At 44.1% G+C, this 26,017-nt stretch carries 20 protein-coding genes; 8 read left to right on the top strand and 12 right to left on the bottom strand.

The window, feature by feature from the left end; genetic code table 11:
- Positions 1-7: 7 nt before the first annotated feature.
- From cydA to sdhC, 9 genes are all read right to left on the bottom strand, one after another.
- Complete coding sequence (gene cydA / locus PSF11_RS00560) at positions 8-1,576, bottom strand: cytochrome ubiquinol oxidase subunit I (protein WP_004917765.1); 1,569 nt, start codon at positions 1,574-1,576, stop codon at positions 8-10.
- 925 nt (positions 1,577-2,501) lie between these two features.
- Positions 2,502-3,374, bottom strand: a complete 873-nt coding sequence (gene sucD / locus PSF11_RS00555; protein WP_004917763.1) for a succinate--CoA ligase subunit alpha — start codon at positions 3,372-3,374, stop codon at positions 2,502-2,504.
- On the bottom strand, positions 3,374-4,540 hold the full coding sequence (gene sucC, locus PSF11_RS00550; protein WP_004917759.1) for an ADP-forming succinate--CoA ligase subunit beta: 1,167 nt from the start codon (positions 4,538-4,540) through the stop codon (positions 3,374-3,376). The genes sucD and sucC overlap by 1 nt, the downstream gene beginning before the upstream one ends.
- Positions 4,541-4,674: 134 nt before the next feature.
- On the bottom strand, positions 4,675-5,889 hold the full coding sequence (gene odhB / locus PSF11_RS00545) for a 2-oxoglutarate dehydrogenase complex dihydrolipoyllysine-residue succinyltransferase (protein WP_004917758.1): 1,215 nt from the start codon (positions 5,887-5,889) through the stop codon (positions 4,675-4,677).
- A gap of 14 nt (positions 5,890-5,903) precedes the next feature.
- Complete coding sequence (sucA, locus tag PSF11_RS00540; protein ID WP_004917756.1) at positions 5,904-8,711, bottom strand: 2-oxoglutarate dehydrogenase E1 component; 2,808 nt, start codon at positions 8,709-8,711, stop codon at positions 5,904-5,906.
- Positions 8,712-9,013: 302 nt separating this feature from the next.
- Complete coding sequence (locus tag PSF11_RS00535; protein ID WP_004917754.1) at positions 9,014-9,730, bottom strand: succinate dehydrogenase iron-sulfur subunit; 717 nt, start codon at positions 9,728-9,730, stop codon at positions 9,014-9,016.
- A gap of 35 nt (positions 9,731-9,765) precedes the next feature.
- Entirely contained in the window at positions 9,766-11,532 is a 1,767-nt protein-coding gene (sdhA, locus tag PSF11_RS00530; RefSeq protein WP_004917753.1) for a succinate dehydrogenase flavoprotein subunit, read from the bottom strand.
- Positions 11,533-11,877, bottom strand: a complete 345-nt coding sequence (gene sdhD / locus PSF11_RS00525) for a succinate dehydrogenase membrane anchor subunit (RefSeq protein WP_004917752.1) — start codon at positions 11,875-11,877, stop codon at positions 11,533-11,535. It lies immediately after the preceding gene.
- On the bottom strand, positions 11,871-12,260 hold the full coding sequence (gene sdhC / locus PSF11_RS00520) for a succinate dehydrogenase cytochrome b556 subunit (protein WP_004917750.1): 390 nt from the start codon (positions 12,258-12,260) through the stop codon (positions 11,871-11,873). Before sdhC ends, sdhD begins: the two co-directional genes overlap by 7 nt.
- 615 nt (positions 12,261-12,875) lie before the next feature.
- Between sdhC and PSF11_RS00515 the strand changes: the two genes are divergently transcribed.
- A complete protein-coding gene (locus PSF11_RS00515; RefSeq protein ID WP_004917748.1) occupies positions 12,876-14,162 on the top strand; it encodes a citrate synthase in 1,287 nt (428 codons plus the stop codon).
- Positions 14,163-14,233: 71 nt separating this feature from the next.
- On the opposite strand, the gene PSF11_RS00510 is transcribed toward PSF11_RS00515, so the two are convergent.
- Entirely contained in the window at positions 14,234-14,998 is a 765-nt protein-coding gene (locus tag PSF11_RS00510) for an AraC family transcriptional regulator (protein WP_004917746.1), read from the bottom strand.
- Positions 14,999-15,100: 102 nt separating this feature from the next.
- On the opposite strand from PSF11_RS00510, the gene PSF11_RS00505 reads away from it, so the two are divergent.
- Entirely contained in the window at positions 15,101-16,228 is a 1,128-nt protein-coding gene (locus PSF11_RS00505) for a multidrug effflux MFS transporter (RefSeq protein WP_014657759.1), read from the top strand.
- Positions 16,229-16,295: 67 nt separating this feature from the next.
- Here the strand turns inward: PSF11_RS00505 and PSF11_RS00500 are convergent, their stop codons facing one another.
- Both PSF11_RS00500 and PSF11_RS00495 read right to left on the bottom strand, forming a co-directional pair.
- Positions 16,296-17,039 (bottom strand): type 2 GTP cyclohydrolase I, encoded by a 744-nt coding sequence (locus PSF11_RS00500; RefSeq protein WP_004917742.1) that lies wholly within the window; start codon positions 17,037-17,039, stop codon positions 16,296-16,298.
- A 488-nt stretch (positions 17,040-17,527) separates the two neighbouring features.
- Positions 17,528-17,734 (bottom strand): YbfA family protein, encoded by a 207-nt coding sequence (locus PSF11_RS00495; protein WP_014657758.1) that lies wholly within the window; start codon positions 17,732-17,734, stop codon positions 17,528-17,530.
- Between the two features lie 410 nt (positions 17,735-18,144).
- Between PSF11_RS00495 and kdpF the strand changes: the two genes are divergently transcribed.
- Genes kdpF through kdpE form a run of 6 tightly spaced genes read left to right on the top strand, consistent with a single transcriptional unit; the run spans position 18,145 to position 26,004 of the window.
- Complete coding sequence (gene kdpF, locus PSF11_RS21210) at positions 18,145-18,234, top strand: K(+)-transporting ATPase subunit F (RefSeq protein ID WP_071243399.1); 90 nt, start codon at positions 18,145-18,147, stop codon at positions 18,232-18,234.
- A 1-nt stretch (position 18,235) separates the two neighbouring features.
- On the top strand, positions 18,236-19,939 hold the full coding sequence (gene kdpA / locus PSF11_RS00490) for a potassium-transporting ATPase subunit KdpA (RefSeq protein ID WP_072502918.1): 1,704 nt from the start codon (positions 18,236-18,238) through the stop codon (positions 19,937-19,939).
- Between the two features lie 13 nt (positions 19,940-19,952).
- Positions 19,953-22,016 (top strand): potassium-transporting ATPase subunit KdpB, encoded by a 2,064-nt coding sequence (kdpB, locus tag PSF11_RS00485; protein WP_004917733.1) that lies wholly within the window; start codon positions 19,953-19,955, stop codon positions 22,014-22,016.
- A 10-nt stretch (positions 22,017-22,026) separates the two neighbouring features.
- Complete coding sequence (gene kdpC, locus PSF11_RS00480) at positions 22,027-22,620, top strand: potassium-transporting ATPase subunit KdpC (RefSeq protein WP_272682723.1); 594 nt, start codon at positions 22,027-22,029, stop codon at positions 22,618-22,620.
- Positions 22,621-22,628: 8 nt separating this feature from the next.
- Positions 22,629-25,349, top strand: a complete 2,721-nt coding sequence (gene kdpD / locus PSF11_RS00475; protein ID WP_036943513.1) for a two-component system sensor histidine kinase KdpD — start codon at positions 22,629-22,631, stop codon at positions 25,347-25,349.
- The gene (kdpE, locus tag PSF11_RS00470; RefSeq protein ID WP_272682722.1) at positions 25,321-26,004 is read left to right on the top strand and encodes a two-component system response regulator KdpE; all 684 of its coding nucleotides are present in this window, start codon (positions 25,321-25,323) and stop codon (positions 26,002-26,004) included. Before kdpD ends, kdpE begins: the two co-directional genes overlap by 29 nt.
- Positions 26,005-26,017: the final 13 nt, after the last annotated feature.

The raw sequence follows: 26,017 nt of genomic DNA, 5'->3' as shown, positions 1-26,017 counted from the left end.
CTCCTGTTTACTGAACGTCTTGTGCAGAGTTGTTTTTCTGTTCAAAGTGGTAGCGGCCAGTTTTCAGGCTGCTTGGCCCTTTACGAGCGAATTTGAACATCAGGAACAATTCAGCAATTAAGAACAGTGTATACAGACCACAGATCAGAGCTAGAGAGAAAATCAGATCATGGGTTGTCAAGTTTGAGTGTGCAACGGAAACAGGGAGAACCTCACCGATAGCCCACGGCTGACGACCATATTCTGCAACGAACCAGCCTGATTCAATCGCAATCCACGGTAATGGAATACCGAACAATGCAGTACGTAGTAACCATTTGTTTTGACCAATACGGTTGCGTACCACTGACAGGAAGGATAGACCGATGATAATCAGCAGCAGGAAGCCTACGCCAACCATGATACGGAATGCCCAGAACAATGGACCTACATTCGGGATACTATCTTTAACCGCTTTTTGGATCTGTGCTTCTGTTGCATCAACAATATTTGGTGCGTATTGTTTCAGCAGAAGACCATAACCTAAATCTTTCTTGTTCGCTTCGAAAGATTTACGCAACTCAGGGTCTTTATTACCCGCAAGAAGTTGTTGTAACTCACCGTATGCAATCATACCGTTACGAATACGAACTTCGTGTTGCTTCATCAGATCTTTCAGACCTAGAACTGGTGTATCCAGTGAACGCGTTGTGATAAGACCCATCACCCATGGAATTTCAATTGCAAATTTGTTTTCCATTTTTTCGGTGTCAGGCCAAGCGATCAGGTTAAACGCTGCAGGTGGAGCATGCGTTTCCCACTCAGCTTCTACCGCGGCTAACTTGGTCTTCTGCACGTCACCCATTTCGTAGCCTGATTCATCACCAAGAACGATAACAGATAGTACAGCGGCAATACCGAAGCTTGCAGCGATTGCAAATGAACGTTTAGCAAACGCAAGGTCACGGCCCTTAAGCATATAGTAAGAGCTGATACCCAGAACAAACATCGCACCAGTACAATAACCAGCAGCAACTGTGTGAACGAATTTAACTTGTGCAACAGGGTTCAGGACCAGCTCAGAGAAGCTGACCATTTCCATACGCATTGTTTCGAAGTTAAAGTCTGCAGCGATAGGGTTTTGCATCCAACCGTTCGCAACGAGGATCCACAGCGCAGAGAAGTTAGAACCTAAAGCAACTAACCAAGTCACCGCAAGGTGTTGAGTTTTGCTTAAGCGATCCCAACCAAAGAAGAACAAACCAACAAACGTTGATTCAAGGAAGAATGCCATCAAACCTTCGATTGCCAGTGGTGCACCGAAGATATCTCCAACATAGTGGGCATAGTAAGACCAGTTAGTCCCGAATTGGAACTCCATAGTCAAACCAGTGGCAACACCTAGAGCAAAGTTAATACCAAATAACTTGCCCCAGAATTTAGTCATATCTTTATAAATTTGCTTACCAGACAGCACATATACCGTTTCCATGATCGCAAGCAAAAACGCCATACCAAGCGTTAGTGGTACGAACAGGAAGTGATACATCGCAGTTAAGGCAAACTGTAATCTTGACAGTTCGACAATATCAAACATCTTGACTCCTTGCTCCTAGCAGGAAGACACCGACTTGCGGCAACCCAGCTTCCAATACAATTAAAGAAAGCCTCTTAACTACCAGCAAAAAATGCCTCAAAACAACAAATAATTAACAAAATCAAAAACTCTAACGACACTATAATAATAGTACGCTTATCTTCACATACAATAAACTTCTTTTGCGTGATTCAGATTTGAATTCTGAATATATATCAATAATTATACCCTATAATAGAAAAATGAGTATTTGATCGCACACCAATTTAAGCAAATTATAAAAATAATGCTAGTACTAATGAATTGATTTGCGTCAACTTTTTTGATTGTTGTTAAGCGATTATCTTTATCATCAATTAATGGTTATTTAAATGTTAATTGTCTGTTATTGATAATAGTACAAATATTCTTAATTTTCTAAAAGAGAGCCTAAAAAATTAACTTTTTATTTAAAACTTCATAAAAAGATAATTTAATTTATAATATTAGCCTATTTGGTTTTTATTATGAATTTTATTAATTACTAAATAATCTCTGCTTATTTGACTATTTTAGATTTATTAATTAAGACTAAGCATCCGTTATTAAAAATGGCACTTTAGTAGTATATTTAATCACATTGAGTGAAAAACACCCAATTTAAGACTGAAGTACAACATTTAAGCAGTATAAATAACCGTCAAACGGCGATAATTGGAACCCGTTAAAGGGTAGTTGCATAGTACAATTAAATCTAAAAAAACTAGGCCGCCAAAAAGAGTACGACACTCCATCTCACGTATCCACACTGCGATAATCCGCTAATTTATCGATAACAGCACCTGTGTTATCCCTCTGTGTCTAGCGCGCCACGCACAACAAAAAAGGCCCGTATTCTTTTGGAATACGAGCCTCACTGTTTTAAATGTTTATGCTAAGCGAGAGCTTATTTTGCCAACATTGATTTCACAGCATCGCCAATGTCTGCCAAGCTACGTACTGTTTTCACGCCCGCAGCTTCTAATGCAGCAAATTTCTCGTCAGCTGTACCTTTACCGCCAGCGATAATCGCACCAGCGTGGCCCATACGCTTACCTTTAGGCGCTGTTACACCTGCAATGTAACCAACAACTGGCTTAGTTACGTGCTCTTTGATGTAAGCAGCCGCTTCTTCTTCTGCGTTACCACCGATTTCACCGATCATGACGATTGCTTCGGTTTGTGGGTCTTCTTGGAACATCTTCAGGATGTCAATGAAGTTTGAACCTGGGATTGGGTCACCACCGATACCAACACAAGTTGATTGGCCAAGACCTGCATCTGTCGTTTGTTTTACCGCTTCATAAGTCAGCGTACCTGAACGTGAAACGATACCGACTTTACCTGGCATATGGATATGACCTGGTTGGATACCAATTTTACATTCACCCGGCGTGATAACACCTGGGCAGTTTGGACCGATCATGCGTACGCCAGCTTCATCTAATTTCACTTTCACAGTCAGCATATCCAGCGTTGGGATACCTTCAGTAATAGTGATAATCAGTTTAATGCCCGCATCAATTGCTTCTAAGATAGAATCTTTACAAAATGGTGCTGGAACATAGATAACAGAAGCGGTTGCGCCTGTCGCTTCTACAGCTTCACGAACAGTATTAAATACAGGTAGGCCTAAGTGAGTTGTACCACCTTTACCCGGGGTCACACCACCAACCATTTTAGTACCGTAAGCAATCGCTTGTTCGGAGTGGAAAGTTCCTTGACCGCCAGTGAAACCTTGGCAAATTACTTTGGTGTTTTTATCGATTAAAATAGACATTATTTGGCCTCCGCCGCTGCTACTGCTTTCTTAGCTGCATCCGTCAGGCTGTTTGCTGCGATAATATTCAGACCGCTATCAGCCAGTTTCTTCGCACCTAACTCTGCATTGTTACCTTCTAAACGAACCACTACTGGTACATTCACGCCAACTTCTTCTACTGCACCAATGATGCCGTCTGCAATCAGGTCACAGCGAACGATACCACCAAAAATGTTAACGAAAACAGCTTTAACGCTCTTATCTGAAAGGATAATTTTAAATGCTTCAGTTACGCGTTCTTTAGTTGCGCCACCACCAACGTCTAAGAAGTTAGCTGGTGCACCGCCGTGCAGTTTAACGATATCCATGGTTCCCATTGCAAGACCTGCACCGTTAACCATACAACCGATGTTGCCATCAAGTGCAACATAGTTCAGTTCCCACTGTGCAGCTTGTGCTTCGCGCGCATCTTCTTGAGATGGGTCATGCATTTCACGCATTTCTGCTTGGCGATATAGTGCGTTGCTATCAACACCTAATTTACCATCCAAACAAACTAGGTCGCCTTCAGTATTGATAACTAATGGGTTGACTTCGATTAGAGCAAGGTCACGCTCTAAGAACATAGTCGCTAGGCCCATGAAGATCTTAGCGAATTGGCTAACTTGTTTACCCGTTAAGCCTAATTTAAATGCTAATTCACGGCCTTGGAAAGGCATAGGACCTGTTAATGGGTCGATAACTGCTTTGTGGATCAGTTCTGGCGTTTCTTCAGCAACTTTCTCAATCTCAACACCACCTTCGGTAGAAGCCATAAACACAACACGACGTGTGCCACGGTCAACTACTGCACCCAAATACAGCTCTTTAGCAATATCTGTCGCATGTTCAACAAGAATTTGGTTAACAGGCTGACCATTTGCATCTGTTTGGTAAGTAACAAGGTTTTTACCTAACCATTTTTCAGCAAATTCTTTGATATCGTTGATATTGCTTGTGACTTTAACGCCGCCAGCTTTACCACGTCCACCTGCGTGAACTTGGCATTTAACAACCCATGGGCCGTTTCCGATTTTTTTAGCCGCTTCTACAGCTTCATCTGCTGATGAGCAGGCATAACCCGTTGGTGCTGGCAAACCGTAGCGTGTAAAAAGCTGTTTTGCCTGATACTCGTGTAAATTCATGATGTTCTATCCATAATTGAGTCTGAAGAGGCGTTTATTCGCCTCCTGCAATTGTTACTGATTTAGCAACTGGCGGGAGCCGGTTGCATCGGTTACTTCAGACCGGACAGGTATGCCCCTGCCCTGTTATGTTGCTATACGTCCAGCAGTAAACGAGTTGGATCTTCCAGCATATCTTTGATAGCCACTAAGAAGCCAACTGACTCTTTACCATCAATTAGGCGGTGGTCATAAGATAATGCAAGGTACATCATTGGAAGAATTTCGACCTTACCGTTAACCGCCATAGGGCGATCTTTAATAGCATGCATGCCTAAGATTGCACTTTGTGGTGGGTTAATGATAGGTGTGGACATGAGAGAACCAAATACGCCGCCATTAGTGATAGTGAAGTTACCACCAGTTAAGTCTTCAACCGTTAATTTACCGTCGCGACCTTTAACAGCCAGTTCTTTAATTGTCTTCTCGATATCAGCCATGCTCATCGCATCAACATCACGCAATACTGGTGTTACCAGACCACGAGGTGTCGATACCGCAATACTGATGTCGAAATAGTTGTGGTAAACCACATCTGTACCGTCAATAGAAGCATTCACTTCTGGATAACGTTTCAGTGCTTCGACCGCTGCTTTAATGTAGAAAGACATAAAGCCTAAACGCACACCGTGACGTTTTTCGAACGCTTCACCATATTGCTTACGCAGATCTTTGATTGGCTGCATGTTAACTTCGTTAAAGGTTGTTAACATCGCAGTGCTGTTTTTCGCTTCCAACAGACGCTCAGCAATACGTTTACGCAGACGTGTCATTGGTACACGTTTTTCGCTACGATGTGCCAGTGGCGCTTGTGGAGCAGCAGGTGCTTGTGCTTTAGCAGCAGGCGCTGATTTGTTCGCTGCTAAATGTTTTTCAACATCTTCGCGAGTCAGACGACCACCAACACCCGTGCCTTTAATATCTGCTGGGTTAAGATCATGCTCTGCAACTAAGCGACGGATCGCTGGAGACAGTGCATCATTGCTCTCTTCTTCCAAGCTCGCCGTTTGACGTTGTGCAGGTGCAGCTTCTTGAGCAGGTTTCACATCCGCTGGCATGCCAGTGCTATCACCCAAACGAATACGGCCTAACAGTTGTTTAGATAACACTGTTGCACCTTCGTCTTCAACGATAGCTTCTAGTACACCCGCTTCACTTGCAGGAACTTCTAGTACAACTTTATCCGTTTCGATTTCAACCAGCACTTCGTCACGTTCAACGCTATCACCTGGTTTTTTATGCCATGTGGCAACCGTAGCATCAGCAACGGATTCAGGAAGATCTGGAACAAGAATTTCTACACTACTCATTTTCTATCCTTTAATTATTCAATGTTCAACGCGTCATTAACCAGAGCTTGTTGCTGCTCTTGGTGAACGGACGTATAACCAACTGCTGGAGATGAAGAAGCAGCACGACCTGCATAACGTAAAGTCGCCCCTGCTGGGATAGCTTCACGGAAGTTGTGTTGGCTGCAATACCAAGCGCCTTGGTTCAATGGCTCTTCTTGACACCATACGAAATCCTTAACATGCGCATATTGCGCCAGCGCTTGCTGAATATCTTCGTGTGGGAACGGATATAGCTGCTCAATACGCACGATAGCAACATCTGTTTGTTCATTCTTACGACGCTGTTCTAACAGATCGTAATAAACTTTACCTGAACACAGAATGACGCGTTTCACGTTTTTCGGATTGATTTCATCTATTTCACCGATTACTGGCAGGAATTTACCATTCGCCAGCTCTTCCATGCTTGATACCGCTAATGGATGACGCAGCAGTGATTTAGGTGACATCACAATCAGAGGACGACGCATATCGCGTAGTGCCTGACGGCGTAACATGTGATAAACCTGAGCAGGCGTTGACGGCACACACACTTGCATGTTTTGGTCTGCGCACAGTTGCAGATAACGCTCTAAACGTGCAGAGGAGTGCTCTGGGCCTTGGCCTTCATAACCGTGTGGTAAAAGCATTACCAAGCCACACATACGACCCCATTTTTGCTCACCTGAGCTAATAAATTGGTCGATAACCACTTGCGCACAGTTTGCGAAGTCACCAAATTGAGCTTCCCAAATCGTCAGAGCGCGTGGTTCTGTCGTCGCGTAGCCATATTCGAATGCCAACACCGCGTTTTCTGTCAGAACTGAGTCCCAAACATTAAACACGCCTTGCCCGTTATGGATATTTTGCAGCGGTACATATACTGAACCGTTCGTTTGATTATGAACAACAGCATGACGGTGGAAGAACGTACCACGGCCAGCATCTTCACCAGATAGACGAACAGGAATACCTTCATCAACCAAGGTTGCATATGCCAATGTTTCTGCTGCACCCCAATCAAGAGGTTTTTCGCCTTTTGCCATTTCAGCACGGTCAGAGTAAATTTTCTCAACACGAGACTGAGTGACAACTTCAGCAGGGATAGTACTGGTTTTAACCGCAAGCTCTTGCAAGCGTTTTAAATCAAATGTGGATTTGTATTCTTCATTCCATTCATGGTTCAGGTACGGTTCCCATGTATAAGAATGTAGCCCCATTTCACGCCACTCTTCAACGACACAGTCGCCTCTATCTAGCGCGTCACGGTACAAATTAACCATCTCAGTGACTTCATCAGCAGTCACAACACCACTTTCAATTAGACGGTCAGCATAGATTTTACGTGGGGTCGGATGTTTTTTGATTTTTTGATACATAATTGGCTGAGTTGCATTTGGCTCATCAGCTTCGTTATGACCATGACGACGATAACAAACGAGGTCAATCATCACATCACGTTTAAAGGTATTACGGAAATCTAGTGCTAAGCGAGTGACAAATGCTACCGCTTCTGGATCATCAGCGTTCACGTGGAAGATAGGTGCTTGGACCATCTTCGCGATGTCAGTACAATACTCTGTTGAACGAGTATCTTTCGGGTTAGACGTTGTGAAACCGATTTGGTTGTTAATGACGATACGTACAGTACCACCAACTTCATAACCACGCGCTTGAGACATGTTCAGTGTTTCTTGAACAACGCCTTGGCCTGCTACCGCAGAGTCACCATGGATGGTGATTGGTAGCACCATATTGCTACGGCCTTCATCAAGACGGTCACGACGAGCACGGACAGAGCCAATAACAACTGGGCTAACTATCTCAAGGTGAGATGGGTTAAATGCCAATGCTAAGTGAACACGTGAGCCTTCGGTTTGGAAATCAGAAGAGAAGCCTTGGTGATATTTAACGTCACCAGCACTTGAGTGGTCTTTGTGTTTACCTGCGAACTCATCGAATAGTTCAGCCGGTTTTTTACCTAAAATGTTGATAAGAACGTTAAGGCGACCACGGTGAGCCATACCTAGTACAACTTCACGCGTATCTTGTTTACCCGCATGGTGAATCAAATCTTTCAGCATTGGGATCAGTGAATCACCACCTTCCAATGAGAAACGTTTTGCACCTGGGAATTTAGCGCCTAAATAACGCTCTAGCCCTTCTGCTGCTGTTAATTCAGCTAAGAAGCGACGTTTTTCTTCTTTCGTAAATTGCTCAGCGACATTCACAGACTCGAGGCGTTGCTGGATCCAGCGTTTTTCCTCAGTATTTGTGATATGCATGTATTCAGCACCAATAGAACCGCAATAAATACGTTTCAGTGCATCATACAGGTCGCTAAGTTTCATGGTCTCTTTGCCAATCGCAAAAGAACCCACATTGAATGTTTCGTCGAAATCTTCTTTCGTTAGATTATGGAATGCTGGATCTAAATCGGGAACAGATTCACGTTTCCATAAACCTAATGGGTCAAGATTTGCATTTTGATGCCCGCGGAAGCGGAATGCGTTAATCAACTGCAAAACTTTTACTTGTTTTGCGTCGATTGCAGGATCGCTAACAGAGGTATGATAACGAGTCGAGTCTTTTGCTAAGCGACGGAAATATTCGCGTGCTTGTGAGTGGAATTGCTCAGCGTTGGTGCCTGCTCCAGGCAGTTGCTGGAAGATTTCTCTCCAGCCAGCATCAACAGAATTGGGGTCAGTTAGATAATCTTCATAGAGTTGTTCTATGTAAGTCTGGTTCGCGCCTGCCAGAAAGCTCGAATCCAGCCAGTCCTTCATTACGCCGTTCTGCATTGTGATCCCTTAAGCTTTTACAGCTTTAGTTTTCGCCGTGGTTAACTAATTGCCGCGTTTAAGCGGCCTCGATAAAGGTTCTTCTGGACGTGCTTTATGCATGTTCTCACTTTGGGTTTCCCTTTATCACTCCGGGCTCCCCTTTTAAGGAACCTTTAAAAACTGACTGCAGTTTTTAAAGGTTCCTCGAGTTTGCTCGCGTCTTCATCATTTGCAGTTTGGCTTATTACTTTCACTTTTTTGCTTTTACTTTTTACTATTTAATAACCTACGGTACTTTCGTACCGCAGGTTAAATCGGTTTTATGCACTATGTTTTAGTAACATAGATTTAATATGCCCGATAGCTTTCGTTGGATTTAGTCCTTTAGGACATACATTGACACAATTCATGATGCTATGACAGCGGAAAACACTAAAAGCGTCGTTCAGATCATCTAATCGAGCATCTGTTTCAGTATCTCTACTATCAATTAGGAACCTGTATGCAGCTAAAAGACCTGCTGGACCAATAAATTTGTCCGGGTTCCACCAGAACGATGGGCAAGAAGTTGAGCAACATGCACATAAAATACACTCATATAATCCATCGAGTTTTTCACGCTGTGCCGGTGACTGTAAATTCTCACGCGCCGGTGGGTTCTTATTATCATTAATAAGATACGGACGAATTTTTTCGTATTGAGTATAGAACTGGCTCATGTCGATAATCAGGTCACGAATAACAGGCAGACCTGGTAATGGACGGATCACAATTTTCTTTCCGCTACGAGTCAACGCAGACAGCGGTGTGATACAAGCCAGACCATTTTTACCATTCATGTTAACGCCGTCAGAGCCACATACACCTTCACGGCAAGAACGACGGAATGACAATGTTGGATCTTTCTCTTTCAGTTGGATCAACGCATCCAGCAACATCATGTCACGCCCTTCAGGCACTTCGAGCGTGTAATCTTGCATACGTGGCGCGTTATCTACGTCCGGATTATAGCGATAAATCGAAAATTCAAGTTTCATAGTTCATTTCTCCGCAACTGGATTAACACCACGCATTAATAAGTACGTACTTTCGGCGGGAAGGGTTCACGCAACTTAGGTTGCATGTTCACTTCACGACGCGTCATCGTTTCAGATTGCGGTAAATACAATGAGTGACACAGCCAATTAACGTCATCACGATCTGGATAGTCGAAACGGCTATGCGCTCCGCGACTTTCAGTACGGAAGTTTGCAGCTTGTGCTGTTGCATAAGCTGTTTCCATCAAGTTATCCAGCTCTAAACATTCAATACGTTGAGTGTTGAACTCGGTCGATGTGTCATCAAGACGTGCATTTTTCAAACGCTCGCGGATGACTTTCAGCTCTTCTAAACCTTTCGCCATTGCATCACCTTCACGGAATACCGAGAAGTTATGTTGCATGCAGGTTTGCAGCGCTTTACGGATTTCAACAGGATCTTCACCCGTACGTGCATTTTCCCAGCGGTTAAAGCGAGCCATTGCAGCATCAATGTCAGATTCAGATGCTTCACGCATTGAACCTTGCTCCATCAGTGACTCTTTCAGGTGTAGACCCGCAGAACGACCAAATACCACTAAGTCGAGCAATGAGTTACCACCAAGGCGGTTAGCACCGTGTACAGATACACACGCAATTTCACCCACAGCGAACAGACCTGGAATGACTTCATCCTCGCCTTTTTCGTTATAACGAATCGCTTGACCTGTAACCTTAGTTGGGATACCGCCCATCATATAGTGACACGTTGGGATAACTGGGATTGGCTCTTTGATTGGGTCAACGTGAGCAAAGGTACGAGATAACTCAAGAATACCCGGTAGGCGTGATTCCAGAACTTCTTTACCCAAGTGGTCCAATTTCAATTTCGCGTGAGGTCCCCAAGGGCCATCACAGCCACGACCTTCACGGATTTCAATCATAATTGAACGAGCAACAACGTCACGACCAGCAAGGTCTTTCGCGTTAGGCGCATAACGCTCCATGAAACGCTCGCCGTCTTTATTCAATAGGTATCCACCTTCACCACGGCAGCCTTCTGTTACCAGAACCCCTGCACCTGCGATACCTGTTGGGTGGAATTGCCACATTTCCATATCTTGTAGTGGCACACCCGCACGGGCAGCCATACCAACACCGTCACCCGTATTGATGTGAGCGTTTGTTGTGGATTGATAGATGCGGCCTGCACCACCTGTTGCAAGGATCGTTGCTTTAGCTTTGAAGTAAACTAGCTCGCCAGTTTCCATACAAATTGCCGTACAACCAACGATATCGCCATCTTGGTTTTTAACTAAATCAAGGGCATACCACTCAGAAAAAATAGTGGTGTGGTTTTTCAGGTTTTGTTGATACAACGTATGCAACAGAGCATGACCAGTACGGTCAGCAGCAGCAGCGGTACGAGCCGCTTGCTCACCACCGAAGTTTTTAGACTGACCACCGAATGGACGCTGATAAATACGACCGTCGTCCAAACGAGAGAATGGTAAGCCCATATGTTCTAATTCAAGAATCGCTTCTGGACCCGTTTTACACATGTATTCGATGGCATCTTGGTCACCGATATAGTCAGACCCTTTTACGGTGTCATACATGTGCCACTCCCAGTTATCTGGGTGAGTGTTACCTAGTGCAACAGTGATACCACCTTGCGCTGATACCGTATGAGAACGGGTTGGAAAAACTTTTGACAACAAGGCGCAAGATAAGCCAAGTTGCGAAATTTGCAATGCAGCGCGCATACCTGCGCCACCTGCACCGATAACGATAGCGTCAAATTCTCTTATTGGCAGATTCATTTATGCACCCCACACCACAATTGTTCCGTAAATTAAGTAAGCCAGCAGCGCAACAACAATAACAAGCTGCAACACTAAACGTAGTGCCAATGGCTTAACATAGTCAGTGAGCACCTGCCATAAACCAATCCAGGCATGCACTAAAATCGAGAACAATGTGAGGATAGTAAATACTTTCGTCACAGAAGATGCGAAGAAACCACGCCATGTTTCATAAGTGATATCGTTGATGGCAATAAAGCCAACAAGATACAGTACATAGAGTACGATAACGATCGCTGAACCACGGATTAACAGCCAGTCCTGAATACCAGTGCGGCCTAAAGCTGAAGCATTACTTACCATACTAATATCCCCGCCAGAATTGCCAGAACGACAGTAATAACAAACGTGATTTTTGCAGATGAGTTACCTGCGGCTAGTGTTTCATCAACCCAGCCGAAGTCCATCAGCATATGACGAATACCACCACAAATGTGGTAAGCCAATGCTGTTAGAATTCCCCAAAGAATGAACTTAGCAAAAAAGCCGGTCATTATTTCGGATACGTATTGAAAGCCTTCTGGAGAGGAGAGAGATGTCCCTAACAACCAAAGCAGAATACCAACTGCGATGAAAGTAATGACGCCAGAGACACGGTGCAAGATCGAAGAGATTGCAGTGATCGGGAAGTGGATCGTCTGCAGATCAAGATTGACAGGTCTTTGTTTTTTCACAATTTTGCCCACACAGCTCTTTATTATTTTCCTTCCTCCGGACCTGGGGCGGAAATGGACAGCGACAGGGGTACAAAATGCAACTTAAACTAAACGTTAGTCCATCATGTTCAAGTAGAGTTGCATACTGATTACGCTGGAACTCCTACATCAGGGTAATCCGGAGACCTGCTGCCAGTATAAAGTCTTCACATTGCTATTACAATTCCCACACAAAATGTTTGGTGACATTTAGCCCGAACAGTGAGAGGGATCACGATTTAAACATTTTATATAAATGTGCTTATCTTATTTGACAATGATTCAACATTTATCTTACATATATGGCTGGTAGAATTATCTGAACGTCGCCAATATCTCAATCGGCGTGAAAGAAAACTGAAAAGTTATGAAACTAGTTTCCCTTACTAAAAATAATGATATTGTAGGGAAAACAACAAAAAGAACATAACATCTACACACTCGTAAACAACCTAAAAGACATTGTCATCGGTAGTCAGATTTCAGGATTTAATGTGATAGCTAGCTGATTTCCACAACACACCGGTAGAACAATGTGTAAAGACGCAGTATAACGCTGAGTTCTGGTTGTTGGGTGTTGATTATCAAGCGCTAAGGAGACCGTAAATGGCTGATAACAAAGCTAAGCTAACGACTGAGAGTGCAAGTACAATTGAACTAGACATTCTAACCCCAACTCTCGGTCAAGACGTTATCGATGTCCGAACTTTAGGTTCAAAAGGGTATTTCACCTACGACCCTGGATTTACCTCTACTGCTTCATGTGAATCAAAAATCACTTACATTGATGGTGATAAAGGCATTCTGCTGCACCGCGGTTTTCCAATTGACCAATTGGCAACCGAAGCCTCTTACTTAGAGGTTTGCTACATCCTGTTATACGGCGAAGCGCCAACGCAAGAACAATACAATACCTTTAAGAATACGGTAACTCGCCATACCATGATCCATGAGCAAATTACCCGTATGCTTACAGGCTTCCGCCGCGACTCACACCCTATGGCAGTATTGTGTGGTGTGACAGGTGCGCTAGCAGCCTTCTATCACGATGCGCTGGATGTTAACAACCCTCGCCACCGTGAAATCACTGCGTATCGTCTGCTGTCTAAGATGCCAACGGTTGCGGCGATGTGCTACAAGTACTCCATCGGTCAACCTTTCGTCTACCCTCGTAATGACCTGTCTTATGCAGGTAATTTCTTGTACATGATGTTCTCTACACCATGTGAAGAGTATGTGGTTAACCCAGTGCTTGAGCGCGCAATGGATCGTATTTTAATCCTACACGCCGACCACGAACAAAACGCTTCAACGTCAACCGTACGTACTGCTGGCTCTTCCGGTGCAAACCCATTTGCATGTATTGCTGCGGGTATCGCTTCGCTATGGGGACCTGCTCATGGTGGTGCTAACGAAGCTTGTCTACGTATGTTGGAAGAGATCCAAACTGTTGAACACATTCCAGCATTTATTGAGCGTGCGAAAGATAAAAATGACTCTTTCCGTCTGATGGGCTTTGGTCACCGTGTTTATAAAAACCATGACCCACGCGCGACTGTTATGCGTGAAACCTGCCATGAAGTTCTAAATGAGCTTGGCCTGAACGATAGCCTACTCGAAGTGGCGATGGAACTGGAGCGTATTGCACTAAACGACCCATACTTCATTGAGAAAAAACTGTATCCTAACGTTGACTTCTATTCAGGTATCATCCTGAAAGCAATGGGTATTCCATCATCTATGTTCACCGTGATCTTTGCTATTGCACGGACTATCGGCTGGATTGCACACTGGAACGAAATGCATGATGATGGTCTGAAAATCGCACGTCCTCGCCAGCTATATACTGGCTACGGGAAACGTGAGTTTAACTCTAACCTATCAAAAAAATAATATTCTCACTAAAACGATTCGATTCCCTACATACCAAAGCCCCGAAAATCGGGGCTTTTCTATCGCATGATTTAGCTAGTTGATTGGTATTCTTTTGGTGTAACACCACTCATTTTTTTAAAAAAACTAATAAATGCGCTATCACTCGTTAGCCCTAATTCTTGAGTGATAAAATGGTAGGGCTTCCCTTGAGCAAGAAGCTCTACAGCCTTTATAAAACGCCACTGTTGGCGCCAAACCTGATAACTCATGCCTGTTTCACGCAAAAAAATACGTGTAATCGTTTTTTCACTTGCTCCAACGGTTTGGGCCAGCGCGACTAATGGTGGAGGAAGCTGCTCCATATTGACATGTTTCAGTCTGCGATCTTGCGGTATAGCGATAAACATCGGCTCTTTACTCGCATTTTGCAATTCATCGATAAACACAGGTAATAAATTGGCTAACCGCCCTGTTTGCCACTGGCTATCAAAAGGTGCAATAGCAATACGTTCAAGAAGCTCTCTCAATAGCGGTGTTACCGTTAACACCATGACTTCACTACCAATTTGCTGAGCAAACTGTTGGCTTAGATAAACGGAGCGATAGCCAACAGACGCCCGCATTTGCGCACGATGAACAACCTGTGCGGGGATCCAAGCCACTCTGCCAGGAGGAAGTAATGATAAGCGGTTTTCCAATGAAATACGGATACAACCTTGCTGCGTAAACAGTAATTGCCCCATATCGTGAGCATGAAAGCCTGAGTCGTGTTGCCCCATCTCCGCTGCAATCCCTAATATCGGAGCTTGATACCAATGTGTCTCAAACTTATCTTGCTGATTAAGCCATGCCATAACATGTCCTATTTTTGATATTTATTGTCTTTATTATTGTAATAAGACAGTAAAAATACAACTAAACTGCTCGCCATCAGTGACAGATATAGGATTATTAATATGAAACGCCCTCTTTCATTATGGCTGGCTGTTGCCTTAATGATGTTTCCACAAATCGTTGAAACCATATACAGCCCAGCATTAACGGGGATTGCTATCGCTTTCCATGTTAATGCAGAACAAGCTTCACAGACGCTTTCACTCTATTTCTTTGCATTTGCATTCGGCGTCGTATTTTGGGGAAGAATGTGTGACACACTAGGCCGCCGTCCAACAATACTTGCAGGACTTTTATTGTATGGAGTTGCCTCGATTGGAGCCTTATTTGTAACGCATTTTTATTTATTATTGCTTATGCGCATGTTATCCGCTTTTGGTGCAGCTGTAGGCTCTATTGGCACCCAAACAGCCATGCGTGATTGTTATCAAGGCCATGAATTATCTAAAGTATTCTCTATTATGGGGATCGCTCTAGCCATTAGCCCAGCAATGGGTATGTTAGCAGGTTCATTATTAGTCAGTAGTGGCGGTTATCAAGCCGTTTTTATTGGCTTAGCGGTTTTAGCTATTGGGTTATTGTTGTGGTCTTGTTATCGACTTCCAGAAACTCGACCAGCAAATGTGATACACAGCCCATTTTTAACCACTTTATTCACCATGATTAGGGATAAAGAAATTGTCAGAAATGTGATATTGATAGCATTTTTCAACATTAATTTATTCAGTTATTACCAACTGGCGCCCTTTCATTTTGAACAATTAGGGCTATCTCAACAACAATTTGGCCTAACTGGGATCTTATTAGCGTTAGGTGTAGGAATTGGTTCGACGTTAAATCGCCATTTATTGGGTAAAAATTGGTCACCAGAAAAATTAGTTAAGCTATCAAGCTTTGTTTCACTAATAAGTGGTTGCCTAGTTTTTATCCTAATGCATTCAGTGTGGTTTATCGCGCCTGTAATAGGGGTCGTCATTGGCTATGGTATTGCAATCCCTAATATTCTAGCTCATGCACTTAGCCGCTATTCCGACAATAAAGGCACTGCGGGTGCCATTTTAGGGCTATTTTATTATATAGGGCTTGCGGTAGGTTTGATGGTGGCAGGCTGGAGCCAACATTTAGGTGGGGTTTTGGTAATAGGCAGCATTATTCTCAGCCTATCATCCCTTCGCTATCGCACACAGTAAATTCAACTCACTGTCTATGTGCAGCGCCAATATTGATTGGGCTGCACATGTTTATTTTAAATAACGCTTAAGCAGGATTATCAATATCAATGAATACCGCATCTAGCCCGTGGTTATCTACCAGCCACTGAGTAAGTGCTTTGATCCCATAACGCTCAGTCGCATGATGCCCCGCTGAGTAAAAATGGATCCCCATTTCTCTTGCAATGTGGATCGTCTGCTCAGATACTTCCCCTGTTACAAAAGCATCTACACCAAATTCCGCGGCTTGCAAAATAAAGCCTTGTCCACCCCCTGTGCACCATGCAATTTGGCGAATTTCTTGTTTCCCCGTATCACCACAATGGAGTGCTTTACGCCCAAGGTGCGTTTCCAGTCGTTCAGTTAATTCAGCAGGCGTAATCGGCTGATCAAAGTAACCAAATGGCATTAATGGCTCAATATGACCATCAATTTTAACCCCCATGATATGCGCCAACTGGGTATTATTTCCTAAGTGAGGATGTGCGTCTAAAGGCAAATGATAGCCATATAAGTTAATATCGTTTTCGAGGAGCGTTTTTAGACGCTTTCTTTTCATCCCTTTGATCACAACGGGTTCATTTTTCCAAAAGTAACCATGATGAACAATGACAGCATCCGCATTCATTTCAACGGCTTTATCAAGTAATGCTTGGCAGGCAGTGACTCCCGTTACAATCTTTTGTACATGTGAACGCCCTTCGACTTGTAAACCGTTCGGCGCATAGTCTTGGAATTCGCTGACTTTCAGCTCATTATTAATAAGTTCTTCCAACGCTAAGTTACGCATAATATTGTCCTTTTACTGCATCGGTTTTGCCTGTTCTAGCAAAAATGGTTGGTTTTGTGACAAGCTATCTAGAGTGTCTAGCTTTTGACATCCTCCCCACCCTAAAGGGTAAGATCCCTACTATATTCATAATGGTCGTGAGGATCAGCCATGAAGCCATTTTTGTATACAGGATATCGTTTTTCCTGCCTCATGGTTTTCATTTTGGAGCGCTAAGGAGGCGTGGTTGAAAAAAGCAACAAGCCCTGCAAAGTGCGCTATGTCATGCCATTACTGACTATTGAGTCTTAATTGAAATTTAAAGGCGCGCCATCGCTTCATAGTCGGCATTATACTTTGGTCCATGAAAAAGGAAAAGTGATGCGCTAATGAGCGCCTCATCGGCATAGAAAAAGAGGGAATGGTGGAGATAGGTCAGGTTAAATAATCTAGCATTTGAAATTAATATTCCCCCCACAACCTAGTGTTGCGGGGAGCAGGATCGCCAATTAGCGATGAGTATTCATGGTCATTTCTGAGCGCTCAAGCCAAACGGGTTTATCACTTGTTTTAGCCCACACTTTATAAAGGTAGCTATAAAACTTTGCGCGTTGTGGATGAAAAACCATAACCGGAAATGCAAGTATGCCAGCGGTTAACGCTGCTGTGCGGCGTAAAAGCACCTGATTCCGGGAGTATTCGTGATATGCGGACATCGATATCCTCCTGTCAGTAGCCACATTATTTGCCGATTTTAGTTTGCCCCTAACTTACACATAGTACCCATTCAAGAGTGACCAAAATCGTACAGATAGTATGAAAGATAAATTAACTGCCTTAATAATACTCTTCTATTGGTAATTTTACTACTGATCTGACCACTTAAAAGATAAAAAAATCGTCAATTTTGAGAAAAAATGTAGGTTTATTACAATAATTAACAGCAAAATGAATAAAAACAACAAAAAGACCACAATAAATTAACAACATCGATTAACAAAGCGTCGCACTGCCGCTTTTTATCGCGATTTTTATACTTTTTTTACACCCCTAACTGACTTTTTATCAGCTTCTTTACAACGTAATCCTTACCCTACTCCTATGGAAATAATAAGGAGAAACGACTGTGTCATTACTTTCCATTATTGGGGCAGTTTTCGTTGTTTTACTGCTGGTTTATCTCATTTATGCCCTGCTTAACGCGGAGGATTTCTAAGATGGCCACAAGTGCATTACTACTTATTGCCAGTTTTTTACTGGTGCTATTTGTACTCGCGAAACCACTCGGACTATTTATTGCCCGATTAATAGAAGGCGATATGCCACACTTTATCGCCAAAACTGAGACGATCATTTGGCGTTTCAGTGGGCTAAAACAGCCAGGTCGAGAAATGGCAGAGATGAATTGGTCACGTTACGCATTCGCCATTTTGCTGTTTAACGCATTGGGCTTTGCGTTACTTTTTATTCTGCTGCTATTTCAAGGCAACCTCCCTCTTAACCCACAAAAATTTCAAGGGATGAATTGGGATCTCGCTTTTAATACTGCAATTAGTTTTGTAACCAATACCAACTGGCAATCTTACAGTGGTGAAAGCAGCTTAAGTTACCTGAGCCAAATGGCTGGATTAACCGTACAAAACTTCTTATCCGCAGCAACAGGCATCGCAGTCGTGTTCGCTCTGATCCGTGCTTTTGCACGCCACAGCAGTAAGACGCTGGGTAATGCTTGGGTGGATCTCACGCGTATTACGCTCTATTTACTCTTACCGTTAGCAGTTATTTTTGCGCTCTTTTTTGTTAGCCAAGGTGTGATCCAGAATTTCTCGCCTTATGTCTTAAGCAATAATCTAGATAGTTCAGCTCAACTCATTCCAATGGGGCCTGTGGCATCTCAAGAAGCGATAAAACTCTTGGGCACAAATGGAGGCGGATTTTTCGCCGCAAACTCTTCTCATCCCTTTGAGAATCCAACGGCGTTGACTAACTTCGTACAGATGTTAGCGATCTTTTTGATCCCAACAGCCTTATGTTTTGCCTTTGGTCGCTCCGTGGGGGATAACAAACAAGGAAATGCCCTGTTATGGGTCATGGCGATTATTTTTGTCATCGCGGCTACAACGGTGATTTATGCCGAGTATGTTGGCAACCCTTTTTTAGCTGATTTTGCGGCAAATAGCCCAATCAATATGGAAGGAAAAGAGAGCCGATTTGGGATCCTTGGCTCAGCATTATACGCCGTTGTGACTACCGCAGCGTCATGCGGTGCCGTCAATGCCATGCATGACTCTTTTACTGCGTTAGGCGGTATGGTGCCAATGTGGCTAATGCAGATTGGTGAAGTGGTATTTGGTGGCGTCGGCTCCGGTCTGTATGGCATGTTGCTCTTTGTTTTACTTGCCGTATTTATTGCCGGTTTAATGATTGGCCGTACTCCCGAATATTTGGGTAAAAAAATTGAAGTGAGAGAAATGAAAATGGTGGCTATTGCTATTTTAGTTACACCGACATTAGTACTTTGCGGTACTACACTCGCTTTAATGACAGATGTGAGCCGCGCTGCCATTTTTAACCCTGGTGCTCATGGTTTTAGTGAAGTGCTATACGCTTTCTCTTCTGCTGCCAACAACAACGGAAGTGCTTTTGCAGGGCTTAGTGCAAACACACCGTTCTACAATGTTGCACTGGCAATCACCATGCTCTTAGGCCGCTTTGGTGTCATCTTCCCTGTTCTTGCTATCGCGGGTTCATTAGCAATGAAAAAACCTCAAATGGCAAGTACCGCCAGTTTACCGACGTATTGGCCTGTTTTTATTGGCTTATTAATTTTAACCATTTTACTCATCGGTGCTCTAACTTTCGTGCCCGCACTTGCGCTGGGTCCGATAGCAGAACATTTGCAAATTGGGTTAGCAGCATAATGAGGGAAATAAAATGAACAGTAAAAAAACTCAGCTTTTTGACCGTAAACTCGTTCGTCAATCGATTATTGATGCGATAAAAAAATGTACACCGCAAGCTCAATGGCGAAACCCCGTCATGTTTGTGGTCTATATCGGTAGTCTTATTACCACGCTGTTATGGCTAGCGATGCTCACCCATTATAGTACTGGGGATGCTTGGTTTAGTGGCATGATAACCTTATGGTTATGGTTTACTGTCTTATTTGCTAATTTTGCTGAAGCGCTCGCAGAAGGGCGCAGCAAAGCACAAGCGGCTAGTCTCAAAGGGGTTAAGAAACTCAGCAGTGCGGTACGTCTTGCTAACCCTAGCTTGGATGCCCCGCAAGAAACCGTCAATTCAGACCAGCTACGCAAAGGTGATATCGTTTTGATCCGTGCGGGTGAAACCATTCCTTGTGACGGTGAAGTGCTTGAAGGCGGTGCCTCCGTCGATGAAAGTGCAATTACGGGGGAATCAGCACCCGTGATCCGTGAATCTGGTGGGGATTTCTCCTCAGTGACGGGGGGCACCCGTGTATTGTCAGACTGGCTGATCGTTGAGTGTACCGTTAATCCCGGTGAAACTTTTCTTGACCGAATGATCTCCATGGTTGAGGGAGCGCAACGTCGCAAAACACCTAATGAAATCGCACTGACTATTCTATTGACCGCGCTTACCATTATTTTCTTGCTCGCCTGCGCAACCCTGTATCCCTTTACTCTCTTTGCAGCAGAATATGCAGGTGCTGGCAATGCAGTTTCTATTTTAGTGCTGATTGCGCTATTAATTTGTTTGATCCCAACCACCATTGGTGGATTACTCTCCTCTATTGGTGTTGCAGGGATGAGCCGCATGTTAGGTGCGAATGTCATCGCCACCAGCGGGCGTGCGGTTGAAGCTGCTGGGGATGTTGATGTGCTATTACTGGATAAAACAGGCACAATCACATTAGGTAATCGCCAAGCCTCTGCCTTTTTACCGTTATCAGGTGTCACTGAACAACAATTAGCTGACGCAGCTCAACTCTCATCGTTAGCCGATGAAACACCTGAAGGTCGCAGCATTGTAGTACTCGCGAAACAAAAATTTAATTTACGTGAAAGAGATATTCACGCCTTAAATGCCACTTTTGTTCCTTTTTCGGCAATGACCCGTATGAGCGGCGTCAATGTTGGTGACAGGATGATCCGCAAAGGTTCAGCCGATGCCATTCGCCGTTATGTTGAAGCTAATCATGGTAAATTCCCACTCGAAGCAGACAAGTTAGTCGAACAAGTTGCTCATCAAGGGGGAACTCCATTGGTCGTCGTAGATAACCAAACTGTTCTTGGTGTCGTCGCCTTAAAAGATATTGTAAAAGGTGGCATCAAAGAGCGTTTTGCTCAAATGCGTAGCATGGGGATCAAAACGGTAATGATCACTGGGGATAACCACCTAACGGCAGCCGCTATCGCTGCAGAAGCGGGTGTTGATGATTTCTTAGCAGAAGCGACGCCAGAAGCCAAATTAGCCTTAATTCGACAATATCAATCGGAAGGCCGTTTGGTTGCCATGACAGGCGACGGCACCAATGATGCCCCTGCCCTTGCCCAAGCCGATGTCGCCGTTGCCATGAACTCTGGTACACAGGCCGCGAAAGAAGCGGGTAACATGGTGGATTTAGATTCAAACCCAACCAAACTGATTGAAGTGGTGCACATAGGCAAACAGATGTTGATGACTCGGGGATCGCTCACCACATTTAGTATTGCAAACGACATTGCCAAATATTTTGCCATTATTCCAGCCGCCTTTGCGGTAACTTGGCCACAACTTAATGCCCTCAACGTCATGCAGCTCCATTCACCAGCTTCCGCATTATTATCGGCGGTGATCTTTAATGCCTTGATCATTGTGTTTCTGATCCCATTGGCATTAAAAGGGGTCAATTATCGCCCTATGAGTTCACAATCGTTATTACAACGCAACCTTGGTATTTACGGCCTTGGCGGTCTGATCGTTCCTTTTGTTGGCATCAAACTTATTGACATGGTCATTAGCCTCTTTGGTTTATAAGGAATCAATTATGAACACGATCCGTTCATCCATTGTGGTATTAATTTTATTGGCGATTATAACGGGTGTCGCTTATCCTCTATTGGTTACTGGACTCGCGAATGTTCTATTTCCTTGGCAAGCCCAAGGTTCGCTCATCCAGCAAGAAGAGCGTGTTATTGGATCTACTTTGATTGGTCAAAATTACCAATCTGACCGCTATTTTTTCGGCCGACCTTCAGCGACGGCTGATTATCCTTACAATGCGTTAGCCTCAAGTGGGAGTAATCTTGCAATAAGTAACCCACTTTTAAACGAAGATTTCGCACAGCGTAGTCAACAGTTGAGGATGCAAAACCCAGATGCGGGACAAGCTATCCCTGTCGATCTACTTACCGCCTCTGCCAGTGGTTTAGATCCACAAATTTCTGTTGCGGCAGCACTCTATCAAGCACCGCGTATCGCAAAGAACAGACAGATCCCACTAAAAGCAGTAGAATCATTGATAGAGGCACAAACAGAAAAGCCACTCCTTGCCTTTATGGGGGAACCCGTTGTGAACGTGTTGCAACTGAACGTGGCATTGGATGAGTTTAAGCAGCAGGCCAATCTCCCTACTTACTGAGGTTAGTTATGGACAATCAAGATCCTGTACGTCCAAATCCAGATGAATTGCTGGCAAAAGCCAATGAAAGTGGTCGTGGCAAACTCAAAATATTTTTCGGCGCCTGTGCAGGCGTCGGAAAAACTTATGCGATGCTACAAGAGGCACAGCGCCTGCGGGCGCAAGGCCTAGATGTCTTAGTGGGGGTCGTCGAAACCCATGAAAGGGAAGAAACCGCCGCGCTCCTTGATGGTTTATCTCAGTTACCGCCGCGCCGCTTAAATCATCGAGGCCGTCGTATGAGTGCTTTTGATATTGATGCTGCTATTGCAAGGCACCCTGCTATCATTTTGATGGATGAGTTGGCATTTAGTAACCCAGCAGGTAGCCGCCATCCGAAACGGTGGCAAGACGTTGAAGAGCTTCTTGATGCGGGTATTGATGTTTTAACGACTATCAATGTGCAACATATTGAAAGTTTGAATGATATTGTGGGTAGCATTACAGGGATCCACGTACGTGAAACGGTTCCCGATCACATATTCGATGCCGCCGATGAAATCGTTTTAGTCGACCTTCCCCCAGACGATCTCCGCCAGCGCCTAAAAGAAGGTAAAGTCTATATCCCCGCACAAGCCGAGCGTGCGATCGAACATTTTTTCCGTAAAGGTAATTTGATAGCCCTTAGAGAGTTGGCTTTACGCCGTACTGCCGACCGAGTCGATGACCAAATGCGAGAGTTTCGCGATGGTAAAGGGCACGTTCCTGTTTGGCATACTCGAGATGGTTTACTGTTATGTATTGGTCACCATAATGGCAACGAAAAACTGGTGCGAGCGGCGGCAAGGTTAGCGGCAAAACTAGGCTCTGTTTGGCACGCCATTTATGTCGAAACACCAAAGTTACATCGCCTTCCTGAAGGGCACCGTAGGGCTATCCTTAAAGCGCTCCGCTTGGCTCAGGACTTGGGAGCCGAGACAGCAACGTTATCCGATCCTTACGAAGAAAAAGCGGTTTTACGCTATGCGCGCGAACACAATCTAGGCAAAATATTGGTAGGTCGGCGCACGAAGCGTCGCCGCTGGCTAGACTTTGGTACTCATACAAACTTTGCTGAACGTTTAGGCGCATTAGGCCCAGATCTTGATTTAGTTATTGTTGCACTCGAGGAGAGAAATGATTGGGTCAAGGAGCCTGAACGTAAGCCTTTTTCTGAAAAATGGCGGAGTGATGTTAATGGGTTTTTAGTGGCTATCGCTATCTGTACGGTGATTACCCTGTTTTCACGTACTTTTTTGCTGGCCCTCGATAAAGCCAACCTTGTTACGCTGTATTTACTGGGTGTTGTATTAGTCGCGCTTTTTTATGGGCGTCGCCCATCCATCTTTGCTGCGCTAATCAATGTAATTAGCTTTGACCTCTTTTTTGTACAACCCCATTTTTCACTCGCCATTATGGATATGCAGTACTTGGTCACCTTTACCGTCATGCTAATTGTTGGTGTCGTGGTCGGGAATCTAACTGCGGGTATGCGATATCAAGCGAGGATCGCGCGCTACCGTGAGCAACGAACTCGTCATCTATATGAAATGACAAAAGAATTAAGCCGAGCACTCACAGAGCAAGATATTGGTAAAACTGGCTATCACTTTATCAATAACGCCTTTCAAGCAAAAACCTGTTTATTGTTACCAGATGAAAACAATCAGCTCTCCCCTTTGTTATGTGAAGGTCATAGCCCTATGCAAATTGATCAGGCTATTGCTAAATGGAGTTTCGAGAAGCGGCAACCTGCTGGTGCGGGGACAGATACCCTCCCAAGTGTACCTTATCAATTACAACCCATTACAACCGCCGATCAAACACTGGCTGTACTCGCCATTGAACCCAACAATCTCCGTCAGTTGCTGATCCCTGAACAGCAGCGCATGTTGCAAACTTTTACAGGGCTGATTGCTAGCGCTTTAGCGCGTTTGCAATTGTCAAAGCAAGCGGAAAGTGCAAAATTAGATATTGAGCGTGAGCAGTTACGAAATTCGTTATTAGCCGCATTATCTCATGATCTTAAAACCCCCTTGACGGTGTTGTTTGGCCAGGCGGAAATTTTGACCTTGAATCTGAGCGCTGAAAATTCTCCTTATACTGAGCAAGTGAATCAAATGCGCCAGCAGATACTGAGCACCTCACGTTTAGTTAACAATTTATTAGATATGGCACGGCTGCAATCCGGCAGTATTCAACCTAATTTTGAGTGGCAATCACTGCAAGAGATCACAGGCAGTGCGGTTAGAACCCTTGATTACACCTTGCATAGCCACCCTCTATCTATTGATATTCCTGCCAACTTATTGCTCTATTGCGATGGCAATTTAATCGAGCGCGTATTAATTAACTTACTGGAGAATGCGACTAAATACAGTGATAAAGATACCCCGATGGGAATTTGTGCTCAAATAGAGGATAATCAAGTACATATTGAAGTTTGGGATGCGAGCAACGCTATCCCTGATGGGCAGGAAAAAATCATTTTCGATAAATTTTCTCGCGCCCAAAAAGAGTCGGCTATTCCCGGTGTAGGCCTTGGGTTAGCAATTTGTCGAGCCATTATTCAATTGCATGATGGCAACATTTGGGCCGAAAATAATAAAAAAGGTGGAGCTAGCTTCCACTTTGTTCTACCTTTTAAACAACTTCCAGATATTGAAGAGCTAGATAATTATTGTGAATCCCCATCAAATACTGATCATTGAAGATGAAAAAGAGATCCGTCGCTTTGTCCGATTAGCTTTGGAGGGGGAAGGCTGGAAAGTTTTTGAGGCGGAAAACCGCCATCGGGGGTTAATTGAAGCGGGAACTCGCCAACCTGATCTGTTAATACTGGATCTTGGCTTACCGGATGGTGATGGCTTAGATCTGATCCGTGATCTGCGCCAATGGAGTAATATCCCGATCATCGTTCTCTCCGCTCGCGAGGAGGAGTCACAGAAAGTTGCGGCATTAGATGCCGGAGCAGATGATTACCTGACTAAACCTTTTGGTATTAGCGAATTACTTGCAAGGGTCAGAGCCGCTTTACGTCGCTTCGGTAAAGTCACTCAAGAAAACGCAATATTCCAATTTGGTGATGTCACAATTGATTTTATCAATCGTCTCGTCACCAAACAAAATGAAGAGTTACATCTCACCCCTATTGAGTTTCGCTTGCTCAGTGAACTCGTAGCAAACAGTGGCAAAGTTCTAACGCAACGCCACCTATTGTTACAAGTTTGGGGGCCTAATTATGTTGAACATAATCATTACTTACGTATTTATATGGGGCATTTACGCCAAAAACTGGAAAATGATCCCGCTCGCCCTATTCATTTATTAACGGAAACGGGGATTGGCTACCGATTTATGCCATAACCTCTTATTCTCA

This window comes from Providencia sp. PROV119, assembly GCF_028482435.1.
Taxonomy (GTDB): domain Bacteria; phylum Pseudomonadota; class Gammaproteobacteria; order Enterobacterales; family Enterobacteriaceae; genus Providencia; species Providencia stuartii.
Note: the sequence above shows the minus strand (reverse complement) of the source record. Positions and strands in the feature narration are given on the sequence as shown.

What these genes read in the sequence shown, in the direction of transcription:
- cydA (WP_004917765.1), bottom strand. Translation starts at nt 1,576, where the DNA reads ATGTTTGATATTGTCGAACTGTCAAGATTACAGTTTGCCTTAACTGCG.
- sucD (WP_004917763.1), bottom strand. Translation starts at nt 3,374, where the DNA reads ATGTCTATTTTAATCGATAAAAACACCAAAGTAATTTGCCAAGGTTTC.
- sucC (WP_004917759.1), bottom strand. Translation starts at nt 4,540, where the DNA reads ATGAATTTACACGAGTATCAGGCAAAACAGCTTTTTACACGCTACGGT.
- odhB (WP_004917758.1), bottom strand. Translation starts at nt 5,889, where the DNA reads ATGAGTAGTGTAGAAATTCTTGTTCCAGATCTTCCTGAATCCGTTGCT.
- sucA (WP_004917756.1), bottom strand. Translation starts at nt 8,711, where the DNA reads ATGCAGAACGGCGTAATGAAGGACTGGCTGGATTCGAGCTTTCTGGCA.
- PSF11_RS00535 (WP_004917754.1), bottom strand. Translation starts at nt 9,730, where the DNA reads ATGAAACTTGAATTTTCGATTTATCGCTATAATCCGGACGTAGATAAC.
- sdhA (WP_004917753.1), bottom strand. Translation starts at nt 11,532, where the DNA reads ATGAATCTGCCAATAAGAGAATTTGACGCTATCGTTATCGGTGCAGGT.
- sdhD (WP_004917752.1), bottom strand. Translation starts at nt 11,877, where the DNA reads ATGGTAAGTAATGCTTCAGCTTTAGGCCGCACTGGTATTCAGGACTGG.
- PSF11_RS00515 (WP_004917748.1), top strand. Translation starts at nt 12,876, where the DNA reads ATGGCTGATAACAAAGCTAAGCTAACGACTGAGAGTGCAAGTACAATT.
- PSF11_RS00510 (WP_004917746.1), bottom strand. Translation starts at nt 14,998, where the DNA reads ATGGCATGGCTTAATCAGCAAGATAAGTTTGAGACACATTGGTATCAA.
- PSF11_RS00505 (WP_014657759.1), top strand. Translation starts at nt 15,101, where the DNA reads ATGAAACGCCCTCTTTCATTATGGCTGGCTGTTGCCTTAATGATGTTT.
- PSF11_RS00500 (WP_004917742.1), bottom strand. Translation starts at nt 17,039, where the DNA reads ATGCGTAACTTAGCGTTGGAAGAACTTATTAATAATGAGCTGAAAGTC.
- PSF11_RS00495 (WP_014657758.1), bottom strand. Translation starts at nt 17,734, where the DNA reads ATGTCCGCATATCACGAATACTCCCGGAATCAGGTGCTTTTACGCCGC.
- kdpA (WP_072502918.1), top strand. Translation starts at nt 18,236, where the DNA reads ATGGCCACAAGTGCATTACTACTTATTGCCAGTTTTTTACTGGTGCTA.
- kdpB (WP_004917733.1), top strand. Translation starts at nt 19,953, where the DNA reads ATGAACAGTAAAAAAACTCAGCTTTTTGACCGTAAACTCGTTCGTCAA.
- kdpC (WP_272682723.1), top strand. Translation starts at nt 22,027, where the DNA reads ATGAACACGATCCGTTCATCCATTGTGGTATTAATTTTATTGGCGATT.
- kdpD (WP_036943513.1), top strand. Translation starts at nt 22,629, where the DNA reads ATGGACAATCAAGATCCTGTACGTCCAAATCCAGATGAATTGCTGGCA.